Consider the following 14,438-nt stretch of genomic DNA (forward strand, 5'->3'; position numbering starts at 1 on the left):
GCGATGAATAAATCTGACAGAGTAACCGCAGTGATAGGTTAAAAAACAACCAAAACAATAATGTGTTTGCAAATCAAGGAGTACCGGTTTACTGGAACAAAACCGGTACATACCTGTCATCTTTCAAATCGCCGGAGTTAGTGATCACCCAAAAGTTGGCGCAGGCTACTGGCCGGGGCAGAGACGCCCATAAAGCGGATATCATCGACCACCCAGCAGGTTCCTTCGCGGATCATCAACACTTCGTCTTGCCACATTACTGACTGCCCACCCGCCGACTGGTGCGTCAAATTGACGCGTAATGGAATATTCCGCGCATCGGTATTGGGAATGGTTGAAGCACTGGCAACATCCGCGCTGGTGCTACCTTCACGTAAGCTGGTGAAGATATCGCCATTAATGGTTTGTGTGCTATTTACCCCAGAAGAGGTGCGATTGCCTGCTTGCTTTCTGGCGGTTTGAATCTGCTCATAAAGTGCCTGGCTCAGATAAGGGCGAAATTGAGCTGACAGATTATCATCGGGCAAGCCACTCTGATTGCCGATTTGCTGAACCCGCAGGTCATAGAATTTTTGCGCTACCGTGTCCGGCCCACCGTCAATACAAGGCGCCGTGCGACTGCTGATGTCTTTGTATGCTGGATCAACGGTATTACTACAAGCGCTAAGCAGAATGGCAAGTGGAAGAATCAGGGCAATATTTTTCTTTTTCATATGATGACCTTAAGTGAAAGAATCTGTTATGAAAGTGATTGTAGTATAGACCCAAAGAATCTGCGGAGTTAACGCGTGTTGAGCTTGCCGTGCTCTTTTAACCAACGGGCCGTGCGGATAATACCTTCATCCAATGACACCTGCGGGCGATACCCTAATTCTAATTCAGCACGGTGGATATCCAGCGTCAGATCAAAATTAAGTTTAGCTACACCATAATGGGTCAATACTGGTTCCTTTTCGGCTTTATTCCCCAGTTTTTCCATGGCTCGGGCCATGATATCCAACATCGGGTAGGGCACTGAGCGAATACGGCAGGGCATATCCAACTCTTCCAGTAGATGTTGCACGATGGTGCGCAGCGGGCGGGGTTGCTGATTAGTAATATTATAAACTCTACCAGACTGTGTATTCTGGCTTTGGGTTGCTAACCACATCGCATGTACGGCATTTTCCTGGTAGGTCATGTCCACCAGTGCATCACCGCCACGGGGTAGCAGCAGCGTGCCATAATACTTAATCATTTGCAGCAGACGCGGCAGCATCACGGTATCGTGCGGGCCGAAGAGACCTTGCGGACGCAAAATAGTGAAATGAGTTTGCGGGTTGGACAGCGCTAATTGCTGTATAACTTCCTCTCCCGCTGCCTTGCTTCGCGCGAATTCATTGGCGAAACGTGCTGGGCGGAAGTCTTCCTGAATATTACGATGGTGGTGATAATCGAAATAAATGGCCGGTGAGGAGATATGAATAAAATTTTCCACACCATAAGCAGCGGCCCATTCGCCCAGGCGGCGTGTGGCGCGGACATTGGCCAGCTCGAAAGCCTGCTCCGTGCCCCACGGCGAGGTAAAACTGGAGCAATGCCACAGCGTATCGACATCAGCCAGCATGGCTTTCGCCTGCGAGGAAACCAGATTCGTCAGATCCGCATGAATAAATTCAGCGCCCATTTTTGTCAATAATGCACCCATCGCCGGATTATTGCCGGTGGCGATAACTTTGATACCCTGACGACGGAGATATTCAACGGCATTTCGGCCTAACCCACAGGTTGCACCGGTGACCAATACCTTCATAGCGAATTCGGTTCCCACCAAAAATCAGAATGCTAGAGCTTTTATTTATTCATCCAGCAAATAAGATGCCATTCTTTCGTGAAATGCAGCGCTATGCAATCAGAATCCCCTGCATACTTGAATTTGCAGCGTTATTCGTCGCTCTTGTGGTTGCGTTCGCGGTCATATTGCACCGCTAAAGTGGTGATGCGTTTTGCCATTCCGCGAAAAATAAACAGATGAGCTGGCATCATCACAAACCAATACAGTAATCCATTAAAGCCCGCCGGATGCCACCATGCCCGAACATCAAAACTGCGGCGTCCACCCAAGTCCTTGATGGTAAAGGTTAACCGCCCGAGACCCGGTGCTTTCATGCCAAACATCATTGCCAACTGACGCAGCGGTTTGAGCGTGATAACTTTCCAGCCATCAATCAAGTCACCTAATTCCAGCGTTTCCCTATCTGGACGGCCATAAACGACCCCGCCACCAGCAAGATCATCCATCCAGGCACGGGTTTTCCATAATGGATTACCATAGAAATAACCTTCTTTGCCGCCAATTTGCTGTACCACATGCCACAGTGCTTCGCTGGATGCTGAGGTATAGAGTTGGCAGCCGGCTTGTTTAGGATAAAAGCCATAACCCGGTCGCCAGCGGGCGCGAGCCTCGGGGTCATAACCCCAGTCGGGTGAATCCACCACTTCGTCTTCACGGCGTAATGTCTCTTTGACAGCATCGTCAAAACTGATCAGTTGTTGGGGGATAAGTGCCTGTAAAGCTTGACCATCCGCAGGTAGATCGTGATTCAGTCCTTCAATCAATGCGCTGGCAATGGACGTGGGCACTGACGTCACCATATTGATGAAATAAACCGAGATAAAGCGGGTAGGGAGCGGAATGGGGACCAGCCAGCGCCGTTTACCACTGATGGCAATAAAGCGCTCGAACATGGTTTGATAGCTAATGTATTCCGGCCCGGCGACATCAAAAATGCGGTTTTCTGCGGCCGGATAATTGAGCAATTCCGTTAAGTAAACTAACAAGTTTTCCAGCGCAACCGGTGATGACTTTGAGCGCACCCAGCGCGGTGGTGTCAGAATTGGCAGGTTATAAACCATATCGCGCATAATTTCAAAAGCGGCAGAACCCGGGCCGACGATAATACTGGCGCGCAGCTCCGTCACCGGAATACCACTTTGACAAAGCAGATCGCCGGTTAGTTTGCGGGCAATCAGATGAGGGGAACTGTTATCATCCGGCTGTAATGCACTGAGATAAATGATCTGCTTTACTGACGGACTTTGTTGCAGCGCTGCTTTCATATTGGTGGCGGCCAGGCGTTCCTGCTCAATCAAATCCTGCCCGTCACCCATGCCATGTACCAGATAATAGACGACATCAATATCTTGTAGCGCGGTAATAAGGGTTGAGGGCTGGTAAAGATCGACAAAACGGCAATCGACCCCCGGCCAGGGTTGCTCTTTTAACCACTCGATACGGCGGGCAGCCGCAGTGACCCTATGCCCTTGCTGGCTGAGTCTCGGCACCAGATGCTGACCAATATAGCCACTGGCGCCCAGCACCAATATCCGCTGCGGTGTCATGAGCGCTGCTCGCTCAAAAACTCACGCCATAGCGCGACGACTTTTTCCAAATCCTTACGGCTGATATTGATGTGAGTAATCATTCGGGTGATTGGGCCAGCGCTGATTAATACCCCACGTTCGCGCATCCACGGGCCTAGCTTGGCGGCTAATTCAGCGGATTGTTTACTATACAGCACATTGGTTTGCGCTCCCGGAGCCACTATCTCTACCCCTAGCGCACGCAGTTGTTGTTCCAGCCAGAGGGCATTGTCATGATCATCTTTTAGTCGCGCCACATTATGCTCTAGTGCATACAGCCCTGCTGCTGCCAGAATACCCGCCTGACGCATGCCGCCGCCGGTCATTTTGCGCCAACGACGCGCGCGTTTAATGTATTCAGCGCTGCCACACAGTAATGAGCCAACAGGTGCGCCCAACCCTTTGGAGAGGCAGATTGTCAGGGTATCGCAATATTGCGTGATTTCGCTCAGCGGGACATTCAATGCCACGGCGGCATTAAAAATACGAGCACCATCAATATGTAGCGCCAGTTTCTGTTCACGAGTCAATGCCCATGCCTGCTGCAAGTAACTCAGTGGCAATACTTTTCCGCTGTGGGTATTTTCCAAACTTAACAGCCGGGTTTGGGCAAAATGAATATCATCAGGCTTGATAGCGGCCAAAACTTTATCCAGTGGCAAAGTGCCGTCATCATTTGCATCAATAGGCTGTGGTTGAATACTGCCAAGCACTGCGGCTCCACCGGCTTCATAGAGATAGTTATGCGCTTTTTGGCCGACAATATACTCTTCACCACGCTGACAGTGAGTCAACAGTGCCACCAAATTTGCTTGTGTACCGGTCGGCAGGAATAATGCGGCCTCTTTACCTGATAACCTGGCGGCTTGGGCTTCCAAAGCATTCACCGTCGGGTCATCGCCATACACATCATCGCCGACTTCGGCATTAGCCATGGCTTGGCGCATGGCGGCATCAGGTTGTGTAACGGTGTCACTGCGTAAATCGATCAGCATAATTTTCTCGCGAACAGGGAAAGAGTGGCTTCATCATAGCGAGAATATTAAAACAAAGAAGCCCGACAAAATATTATTTACTTTAAATCGGTTATTCATCTCGCAAGTAAGGTCTGTTCGCTGATTTTATTCTGGTTTTTATTTAATTCCATGAGCAATTGCTAGCGCTTTATTCAGTTTGCCCAGAACTGTCCCTTGTTTATTGGTAAAAAAACGCTTTTCTAAAGTGCTGGCGTCGGCATCACAATACAATTTCAGATGATACTTATTAAGAAATGCCGTCAGATGTCCTTTTTCGATGCCAAAAATCCAGTGCTCACCAATGTTTTTTAATCCTTCTAAAACTTCGACCGAACCATATGAGGTGCTTTCACCGGCGATGACGTCGGAATAAACATAATCGAAAATGATTTCACTGCCATCAGGAGCACAAGTGTCGATGGCTGAAAAAATACGGTTCACCGTGTCGGGAGGAAGATACATAATTAGCCCCTCCAATATAAATAGGCTTTTCTCTCCTTTTTTTTGCGGAATCTCTTGTAAGGTAGTGGTTAAATCCTGCTGATTAAAATCAATCGGGATATAGCGTAAATTTTCCGGGATCGGGATGCTAAGTTCTTGTAGCTTAGCTATTTTGTTCTTTTGAGATACTGGGTGGTCGAGTTCGTAAACTCGATTTTGCTGTAGTTGATTTTGGAATCGAATCGCTCTGGAATCAAAACCTGCACCCAGAATGAAAATATTGGCAAACTCGCTGGCACGTAATTGGAAGAACTCGTCGATGTATTTTATCCGGCTAATTAAAAACTCATAGCTACCTGCGGGGATCTGCGGAGAAAGAATATTGCCGGACATCAAAAAAGATTTTTGTGTCATGGAAAAGAAAGAGGTTAGAGAGTGCGAAATTAATAGCGAGATATAATCATCTGTTTTGTATCCCTCTCTTTTCTCACTGTAAGACTTTGCTCTGAGTATGCAGATTAACTCCGCCGAAGGTGAGAAATCTGACATGGTGCTTTTTGCCATTTTATTTATCCCCAATACGAATTCGACTTAATTAAGATTTACGCCGTACATTATGAATGAGGATTTAAATAAAGCAGCCTCATGCGCCTGCTTAATTTTTATCTGGATAGGATGTGAAAACTGTTAACTGGATGGGAAAATCACAACAATTGTTTACCACAGAAGCCAGTATAAAATCGGCCTCTGTGGCAGGAAAAATGGAGAGAATTTTTATGAAATGAACGGTATTTTATCACCGTAACCAGTTGGTTTTGGCCAGTTCGACCACTTCATCACCACGGCCATTAATGATAGCTCTAAGCATGTACAAGCTGAATCCTTTGGCTTGCTCAAACTTGATTTGTGGCGGCATCGACAGTTCTTGTTTGGCGGTGACCACATCCACCAAGACTGGCCCCGGATGGGCAAAAGCGCTTTCCAGTGCCGCATCTAACTCAGAGGCTTTTTCTACCCGAATACCTTTAATGCCCGCCGCGTTAGCGATAGCGGCAAAATCAGGATTATGTAAATCAGTGCCATCGGTTAGATAGCCACCGGCTTTCATCTCCATGGCGACAAAGCCCAATACACTGTTATTAAATACCACAATTTTCACCGGCAATTTTAGCTGTGCCAAGGTGAGAAAATCCCCCATTAGCATAGTGAAACCGCCATCACCACATAAGGCCACAACTTGTCGATTCGGGTCGGTGGCTTGCGCACCAATGGCTTGTGGCATGGCATTAGCCATAGATCCGTGGTTAAACGAACCCAGTAAACGGCGCTTTCCGTTCATTTCCAGATAACGGGCAGCCCACACAGTGGGTGTGCCAACATCACAAGTGAAAACGGCATCATCTGTGGCATGGCGGCTGATTTGTTGCGCCAGATATTGCGGGTGAATGGGTTGGTTATCATTGGCGGTTGCCAGCCCATCCAGATCTTTGCGCGTGGTGCGATAGTGCTCCAGTGCCTTGGTCAAAAATGTATTATCACTTTTGGCTTCTAGTTGAGGTAACAGCGCACTCAGCGTGGTTTTGATATCACCGACCAGCGCCATATTGACCGGGCAGTGAGCGCCGATGCTGCCGGGATTGATATCAATCTGAATGATATTTGCATGGGTGGGATAAAACGCGCGGTAGGGGAACTGTGTCCCCAGTAATACCAACGTATCGGCATTCATCATGGCATGATAGCCGGAGGCAAAACCAATCAGCCCGGTCATGCCTACACTGTAGGGATTGTCCCACTCAATATGTTCTTTACCACGCAGCGCATGTACTACCGGTGCTTGTAGCATTTCAGCCAGTTTCACCACTTCATCATGGGCATCCGCGCAGCCACTGCCGCACATTAGTGTGATGTTTTTGGCTTGGTTTAATGTCTCGGCCAAGATATTCAACTCACTCATCTGTGGCTGAACTAAAGGCAGTTTAGGTGTTTGCCACACTACGGCGGCATCTTCCGGAGCCGGTTGTAGTGCGATATCACCCGGTAGCACAATCACTGAAACACCACGGTTAAGGATGGCTTTGCGCATGGCAATTTCTAGCACGCGAGGCAATTGCTCTGGATTTGACACCAATTCACAGTAGTGGCTGCATTCGCGAAACAGTTCTTGTGGGTGAGTTTCTTGGAAATATCCGCTGCCAATCTCACTGGATGGGATATGAGCGGCGATTGCCAGCACGGGAACATGGTTGCGATGGCAATCAAATAAGCCATTAATCAGATGTAGGTTACCCGGGCCACAAGAACCCGCACAGACAGCGAGTTGTCCGGTGAGTTGTGCCTCCGCGCCAGCAGCGAAAGCGGCAACTTCTTCATGGCGTGTTCCCAACCACTCGATAGTTCCCATGCGGTGCAGGCTATCACTCAGACCATTGAGTGAGTCCCCGGTTACGCCCCAGATTCGTTTAACGCCAGCTTGTTCCAACGTTTTTGCGACCAGTGTTGCCACGGTTTGCTTCATAGTTGTTCCCTCAAGGATTAATGGCGAGTCATTATCCTATACCTGTCATACTCCAAGCTGCTGGTGCGTTGGCTGCTTTCGCGCACCCCGGTCACTTACTGATGTAAGCTCCCGGGGATTGACTCAATTGCCGCCTTCCTGTAGCTCGAATTATTTAGGGTATATGAGGCCAAAGTATGGCGCGTTTGACGATTATTGCCGTATTAACCGCATTAATGGAGCAAGAATAATTCTATCAAGCCAGTTGAACATCCCCCTGCAACTGGCAACTGCATGCCAGAACATAACCCTGAGCGATTTCTTCCGGTGTCAGTGTCATGGTGCTGGTGGTGGTGTAGTCGCCGTGCAGAATGCGGGTTTTACAAGAGCCACAAACACCTGCGCGACAAGCGGCCATCACCGGTACTTTGTGTTGCTCCAAAGCAAATAACAGCGAGGTGCCAACCGGGACTTTCACACTGCGTAGCGGGTGACTGATGGTCATCGTCAGTTCATTGCCACTGTCGATAGCTTCATCGGATGTTCGAAATTGCTCTTTCTGGAAATGGTCACTCGGGACTGCTTGCTCACGACAATATTGCTCAACCCAATCCATATAAGGTGCAGGCCCGCAAGTCATGACGCGGCGATGAGTGATATCCGGTGCGACCTGTTGCATCACTTGAGCATTAATTCGCCCGGTAATAAATCCATCCGTTGCATTTGACTCGGCCATCAATGTGAGCTGCAACTGCTGGGGATACTGCTGCAATAGTGCTTGCCAGGCATCGGCAAAAATGACATCTGCTGGAGTGCGGACATTAAAAATGACCCGGATATCGGCTTTTGGCCGTTGCGCGAGTAAATAACGGCACATCGACATCACCGGTGTAACACCGCAACCGGCGGCACACATTAAATAGTGGTCATCATCAAAATGAGCACAGGTAAACTCCCCCTGAGCATCGGACAGCCACAGATAATCACCTGCTTTGACCTGTTGAGTCAGCCATTGTGAGCCTTCACCATCAGCTAAACAACGCACGGTAAGCTGGATAAATGGGCTTAAACCGGGTGTGGAAGAGAGGGTATAAGCGCGTAGGGTTTCATCACTGTTACGAATACTCACCAAAGCATATTGCCCCGGCAAATAAGGGTAAAAGTCATGATTAATCAGCCGCAGGCTCCAGACGTCGGGGGTTTCTTGCACGATGGAGTGAACTTGCATACGGTTGGGCGTGATAGCAGTAGGGCAATCAGTGGGGATAAAATCAGTCATGGGAACCTCACAACAAATCAGGTCATTTGGGGCAAAATATGATTTATGCCCAGCCAGCGACAGCAAAGCGCATTGGCCGGGCATAAGGCGGTGACTTAATGACCTAAGATTGCACTCATATCTTGTTCTACGGTCGTAATTGGCCGCATCCCAAATTTCTCATACAGAATTGCCATCAAATTATCGGTCAGGAACCCCGGAGCGGTCGGGCCGGTATAGATATTTTTTACACCCAAGGACAGTAAGGTCAGCAGAATAACAATGGCTTTTTGTTCGAACCATGACAACACCAGGCTGAGCGGTAAGTCATTGACGGTGCAACCGAGTTTTTCTGACAACTTAACCGCCAGCATAATCGCAGAATACGCATCATTGCATTGACCAACGTCCAGCAGACGCGGTAACCCTTCCAGAGTGCCGAAATCGAGTTTGTTGAAGCGATATTTACCGCAAGCCAAGGTCATAATGATGCAATCTTGCGGCACACTGCGGGCAAAATCGGTGAAATAGCTACGTTCTGTGCGGCTACCATCACATCCACCGACCAAAAAGACATGACGCAGTTTTTTAGTGGCAACCAGATCAATCACGGTATCCGCAGCATTTAGCAAGGTTTGACGACCAAAACCGACAGTAATTAAATGTTCCAACTCATTGTACGGGAACCCTGCCATCCCCAGTGCTTGTTCAATAACCGGTGCAAAATCTTCACCTGCCAGATGATTGACACCCGGCCAGCCAACAATACTGCGCGTCCAAATACGGTCGCCGTAATTTCCTACATTTGGGTCAATAATACAGTTGGATGTCATCAAAATAGGGCCGGGGAATTTAGCAAATTCTGTCTGCTGATTCTGCCAGCCACTACCATAGTTACCGACCAAATGTGAATAGCGTTTTAACTCAGGGTAGCCGTGGGCGGGCAACATTTCGCCGTGAGTATAAATATTGACTCCGGTTCCCTGAGTTTGCTCCAACAGCATTTGTAAGTCTTTGAGATCATGACCTGAAATCAAAATGGCTTTACCAGCTACCGGGCGCACGTTCACTGATGTTGGCTGCGGGTCGCCGTAAGCTTGTGTTTCGCCGCGATCCAAAATAGCCATGACATTGAAGTTCATTTTGCCAATGCCCATGGCGTTATTCAGTAAGGTATCAACATCACGCGGTTGAGTGCCCAACCAAGCCATATAGGCATGATATTGTGCATAAATTTGCTCATCGAACTGCCCCAGCACATAGGCATGTTCCATATAAGCAGCAGCCCCTTTTAGGCCATACAGGCACAACATTCGCAGACCATGAATATCATCACCGACCTCAGCTTTGTCGTTATTGAGTGCAAATTGCTGGGCTTGTTGTTGCAGAGTTGGGATGTCGTCGGAGTGTAGTTGTAGCTCGGCCAGTGGGTGATCGACTGTAATCGTGCTGTCAATCAGGCGGCAACGAATAGCCAATGATTGGCGTAACAAAATGGCTTCTTTGGCATAACCGACGATGCGATCTGAGTCAAAGTTAACGTTGGTCAGTGTGGAGAAAAAGGCTCTGGGTGCAAAGCTGTCAATCTCATGGTCAACAATGCCTAGCTCGCGGGCGGTTAATGCCCAAGCGGACAGCCCTTGTAATACGGCTACTAATAAATCTTGTAAATCAGAGGTTTCGGCGGTTTTTCCGCACATTCCCTGCGCGTAAGAGCAGCCATTACCCACAGGCGTCCGGATAGTTTGTTCACATTGCACACAGAACATAATTATTTTTCCTTTTAAAGTTGCATTTGTAATGCGTGTTTAAAAGCATAGATGTGCACAAGAGGTTTAAAAAGGCTTTTTTAATGCAACTTTAACTTGTTTTGATTTGGCGCAACTTTTGCTGCGAATGAGAATTCATTCACTATTGGAGTGAAATTACGCAGTGAACCGGGTGGCTCACTGCGCGAATGAAGAATTATGAAGAGAAGAAAGCAATCAAGATTGGTGCGAGCAAGCTCAGTAAAAATCCGTGCACAATAGCGGCGGGCACCATTTCTAACCCGCCACTGCGTTGTAATACCGGCAGCGTGAAGTCCATGGAGGTCGCGCCACACAAACCTAGCGCGGTGGAACGGCTGCTGCGCACCAGTGTTGGAATCAGCATAATGGCCACTAATTCACGCGCCAGGTCATTGAAGAATGCCGCACTCCCAATTACGGGGCCGAATGAATCAGTCAATAAAATGCCAGATAATGAATACCAGCCAAAGCCAGAGGCCATCGCTAGCCCAGTCTTAATAGGTAAGCCCATCAATGCTGCGGCGAGCATTCCGCCCGCCAATGCGCTGATCGCCACCACAAAGGCCACAATGGTGCCACGGCGGTTCAATACAATCTGGCGCAGTGTCATCCCGCTATTACGTAATTGAATCCCAACTAAGAAAAGTAGGAAAATCAGTGCCAGTTCGCTACCTTTAGCGGCAAACTGCAACCACTCCCATTGGCTCAATCCCAGTAAGAAACCGACAATGACTACGCCGCATAACTTTAATGATTCCAATGCCATATGCAGACGAGACGGTAATGCTTCCTGGCGATGGGTATTTTTCCACGGCGTTTTGCGTTCGAGCAAAAATAACGCCAGTAAATTGGCACAAAAAATACACAGGAAGAAGACACCGGTGTATTGGAAAATAAGCAGCAGGTTCGCACTGAGATTTTCGAGAAATGCCAGGCTGATACCCATAAAGAATAAAATAACGTAGACCATCCAGCTCAATAAGCGGTTGATCAATTGAATTAATGTTTTGCGGCTAAGTGGGATGAGATAACCAATAATTAACGGCAAAAGAATGATCAGCAATCCTGAATACACGAGTTATACCGTCCTATACCCTTCCTCATTGTCGTGACTTGCCGTGCTGTAACGTCAATGACTTTGGGTATCATATGCAGATGAATAATGGGCTGTGGCGCAATAAACTATCTAAAATCAAAGGAAGAGTAAAGCAGCTCTAGTTGCCAGGCGACTTGACCTATAAGGTTTTTTTGCCTGAGATAATCAGGTAATAGGTTAACTCTGTAATCTGATAGTATCAGTATGAATAAATTCGCATCGGAGGCGTAGCATGTATCTTGAACGCGTAGATATTGTCGGTTTTCGTGGTATTAATCGTATTTCATTGAACCTTGACGATAATACGGTGCTGATCGGTGAGAATGCCTGGGGTAAATCCAGTCTATTAGATGCTCTCACGTTACTTTTATCCCCCGAACCTCAACTTTATCATTTTACCTCGCAGGATTTTTATTACCCAGCAGGTGATGAAAGTGCTAAAGAGCGCCACTTACAAATTATTTTCACCTTTTGCGAAAAAGATATTGGTCATTGGCGCGCCCCTCGTTATCGCCAGTTGGCGCCGCTATGGATAAATAATGACGATGGTTTACATCGTATTTATTATCGAATTGAAGGTGAGCAGGCTGATGATGGCACTGTATGTACCTGGCGCACGTTCCTCGATTTAGAAGGGTGCCCACTGGAATTGCACGATATTGAAAAACTGGCGCGTGGGGTGATTCGCATTCATCCGGTATTGCGCCTGCGAGATGCGCGTTTCATCCGCCGACTGCGTAGCACCACGACTGAAAACAGTAACCAGCCAGATAAAGTGGCGTTGAATCAGCAGTTGGATCAGTTAAGCCGCGAATTGGTACGGAATCCACAAAAACTGACTAATACCCAGCTGCGGCAGGGCTTAGAGGCGATGCGTCAACTGCTAGAACACTATTTCGCCGAGCAAGGGTCACAGTCTGCTAACCTGCGTAACCACCGTCACCGGCCACAACCTGAACGTGAAGCCTGGCTCGCCCTCGATAGCATCAACCGCATGGTGGCCGAACCTAACAGCCGCAGTATGCGATTGATACTGTTGGGTATGTTTTCAACGCTATTGCAAGCGAAAGGATCACTGAGTCTTGACCCCCATGCACGCCCATTGCTGCTGGTGGAAGACCCGGAAACTCGTTTGCACCCGATCATGTTATCTGTTGCCTGGGGCCTACTGAGCCAACTGCCGCTTCAGCGCATTACAACTACAAACTCTGGGGAACTCATTTCATTAGTACCCGTTGAAAGCATTTGTCGATTAGTGCGTGAATCTTCCAGGGTTGCCACTTACCGCATCGGTCCTCGAGGTATGAGTTCTGAAGATAGCCGTCGTATCGCTTTTCATATTCGTTTCAATCGCCCCTCAGCGTTGTTTGCCCGTTGCTGGCTGTTGGTAGAGGGGGAAACCGAAATTTGGTTGTTGAATGAACTGGCTCGTCAGTGCGGCTATCACTTTGAAGCGGAAGGCGTAAAAGTGATTGAGTTTGCTCAAAGTGGCCTACGCCCGTTACTCAAATTTGCCAATAGAATGGGGATCCAGTGGCATGTTCTGACTGATGGCGATGACGCAGGGAAAAAGTATGCCGCGACAGTACGTAATATGGCGGACAATGAGCGAGATCACGAGCGAGATCGTTTGACCATTTTGCCAGCTCCAGATATGGAGCACTTTTTATATCGCTCGGGTTTTGATGAGGTATATCACCGGATATCCGGTATTCCTAGCAATGCCAAAATGCAGCCACGCAGGGTGATTGAAAAAGCCATTCATCGTACCTCAAAGCCAGACTTAGCGATTGAAGTGACTAGCTACGCCAGAGAACGGGGCATTGAATTCATCCCTCCCTTGTTGAAAAAAATGTTCTCCCGCGTAGTTTGGCTAGCGCGCGGCCGGGCTGATTAACGCGGCATTGCTCCGCCTGAGCACCCCTGGTCGGGCGAAAAGTGCGCGGCCAGGCCATTTTCAAGTTGCTCAAGTAATTGATAACGGCGGCGATATTCTGCGCGTTTTTTACTTGCAATGTCTTCTATCGGCTTACGTGCGATTCTGGCGGGCAAATTGAAATGACCTTCCGAGCATTGTTCTCCGCCCAGTGATATCCAGAAGTTATCGTAATCTGCATGTAACTTATCTCTCTTTTTCGCCCGATAGCGCCAGTTCTGATAAACATGGGTGGCATTACCGACGGCTATTATCTGTGTTATTCCCATCAGTTCAGCCAGGCAACAGGTGGCTTCCAATACTAATCGTTTCGGGAATAATCCATGACAGGCCTTGGTGCAAGCATGAATTTCGCTGTGTGGGGTTTCGTTATCTGCACCTTGTAACCCACCGATAAACAGCGTTTTTTGGTTTTGGTAATAAGTGAGGCTAAATGTGAGCAATGCCAGGGTTTGTTGTTGCTCATTGGCAAGCATCAGCGTAATTTCACCCTCCTTATTGAGTTTTGGAATAACGCCTAAATAAATAGAATACTTTTCCTCATTCTTGCCAGTTAACTCGGTGAGTTTATAAGGCGAATGGTGCAAATAGTTACGGCGTAATAATTCTGGAATACACTGGTTTTCCAACTGGAAATGAGCCTGTAGGACTTCCAGTTTTTGCCGATTATTAAGTGTGTTAGCCAAATAAGGGCGGTGTAATTTACAAGGTAAGTCCGGTTGAGCGCGTAGCATGCTATTGAGAAACGGTTGCTTTACCAGTACACCCAGTAAGTTAAAGGTCAATTTTGGGCTGATTAAGGTTCGGGCGATAAATTTAAGCCGAAACTGCGATTTTTGCCATGAACCGCCCAGCGCCTGATGGCCTTTGAACAGCAATGTAATTAGCCCCCAACGGTTAATATTGTTAGGGATTAATACGGGGTTGTTGTTGATGTGCATGATTAAGTCCGTTATATCAATGTATTTCCGGAGCTAATTGGAACAAATGGGATCTAAACGG

11 protein-coding genes are annotated in these 14,438 nt (G+C 48.0%); 1 reads left to right on the top strand and 10 read right to left on the bottom strand.

Annotated elements, in window-relative coordinates:
- Positions 1–137 precede the first annotated feature (137 nt).
- The 9 genes from QSV56_RS01770 to QSV56_RS01810 form a co-directional block, all read right to left on the bottom strand.
- The gene (locus QSV56_RS01770; RefSeq protein ID WP_019079901.1) at positions 138–713 is read right to left on the bottom strand and encodes a lipoprotein; all 576 of its coding nucleotides are present in this window, start codon (positions 711–713) and stop codon (positions 138–140) included.
- Positions 714–781: 68 nt separating this feature from the next.
- The gene (locus QSV56_RS01775) at positions 782–1,792 is read right to left on the bottom strand and encodes an NAD(P)-dependent oxidoreductase (RefSeq protein ID WP_301210435.1); all 1,011 of its coding nucleotides are present in this window, start codon (positions 1,790–1,792) and stop codon (positions 782–784) included.
- A 131-nt stretch (positions 1,793–1,923) separates the two neighbouring features.
- A complete protein-coding gene (locus QSV56_RS01780) occupies positions 1,924–3,381 on the bottom strand; it encodes a DUF2867 domain-containing protein (protein ID WP_050917055.1) in 1,458 nt (485 codons plus the stop codon).
- Entirely contained in the window at positions 3,378–4,397 is a 1,020-nt protein-coding gene (gene ltaE, locus QSV56_RS01785) for a low-specificity L-threonine aldolase (protein WP_301210438.1), read from the bottom strand. Before ltaE ends, QSV56_RS01780 begins: the two co-directional genes overlap by 4 nt.
- 138 nt (positions 4,398–4,535) lie before the next feature.
- On the bottom strand, positions 4,536–5,423 hold the full coding sequence (locus QSV56_RS01790) for an SAM-dependent methyltransferase (RefSeq protein ID WP_301210440.1): 888 nt from the start codon (positions 5,421–5,423) through the stop codon (positions 4,536–4,538).
- A 232-nt stretch (positions 5,424–5,655) separates the two neighbouring features.
- Positions 5,656–7,377, bottom strand: coding sequence for a ubiquinone-dependent pyruvate dehydrogenase (poxB, locus tag QSV56_RS01795; protein WP_050321578.1), 1,722 nt, complete (start codon positions 7,375–7,377; stop codon positions 5,656–5,658).
- Positions 7,378–7,612: 235 nt separating this feature from the next.
- Positions 7,613–8,635: an NADH oxidoreductase gene (gene hcr / locus QSV56_RS01800; protein ID WP_046051999.1), complete on the bottom strand. Its 1,023-nt coding sequence runs from the start codon at positions 8,633–8,635 to the stop codon at positions 7,613–7,615.
- A gap of 95 nt (positions 8,636–8,730) precedes the next feature.
- On the bottom strand, positions 8,731–10,383 hold the full coding sequence (hcp, locus tag QSV56_RS01805) for a hydroxylamine reductase (protein ID WP_263696217.1): 1,653 nt from the start codon (positions 10,381–10,383) through the stop codon (positions 8,731–8,733).
- 196 nt (positions 10,384–10,579) lie between these two features.
- Positions 10,580–11,479 carry a lysine exporter LysO family protein gene (locus tag QSV56_RS01810; protein WP_019083462.1) on the bottom strand — a complete coding sequence of 300 codons (900 nt, stop codon included), beginning with the start codon at positions 11,477–11,479 and terminating at the stop codon, positions 10,580–10,582.
- Positions 11,480–11,732: 253 nt separating this feature from the next.
- Between QSV56_RS01810 and QSV56_RS01815 the strand changes: the two genes are divergently transcribed.
- Positions 11,733–13,397: an ATP-dependent endonuclease gene (locus QSV56_RS01815; RefSeq protein ID WP_046050700.1), complete on the top strand. Its 1,665-nt coding sequence runs from the start codon at positions 11,733–11,735 to the stop codon at positions 13,395–13,397.
- Here the strand turns inward: QSV56_RS01815 and QSV56_RS01820 are convergent.
- On the bottom strand, positions 13,394–14,377 hold the full coding sequence (locus QSV56_RS01820) for a VirK/YbjX family protein (RefSeq protein WP_019079891.1): 984 nt from the start codon (positions 14,375–14,377) through the stop codon (positions 13,394–13,396). The two genes, QSV56_RS01815 and QSV56_RS01820, sit on opposite strands and share 4 nt — an antisense overlap.
- Between the last annotated feature and the right edge of the window lie 61 nt (positions 14,378–14,438).

The sequence above is a fragment of the Yersinia sp. 22-579 genome (assembly GCF_030433455.1).
GTDB classification, from domain to species: domain Bacteria; phylum Pseudomonadota; class Gammaproteobacteria; order Enterobacterales; family Enterobacteriaceae; genus Yersinia; species Yersinia enterocolitica.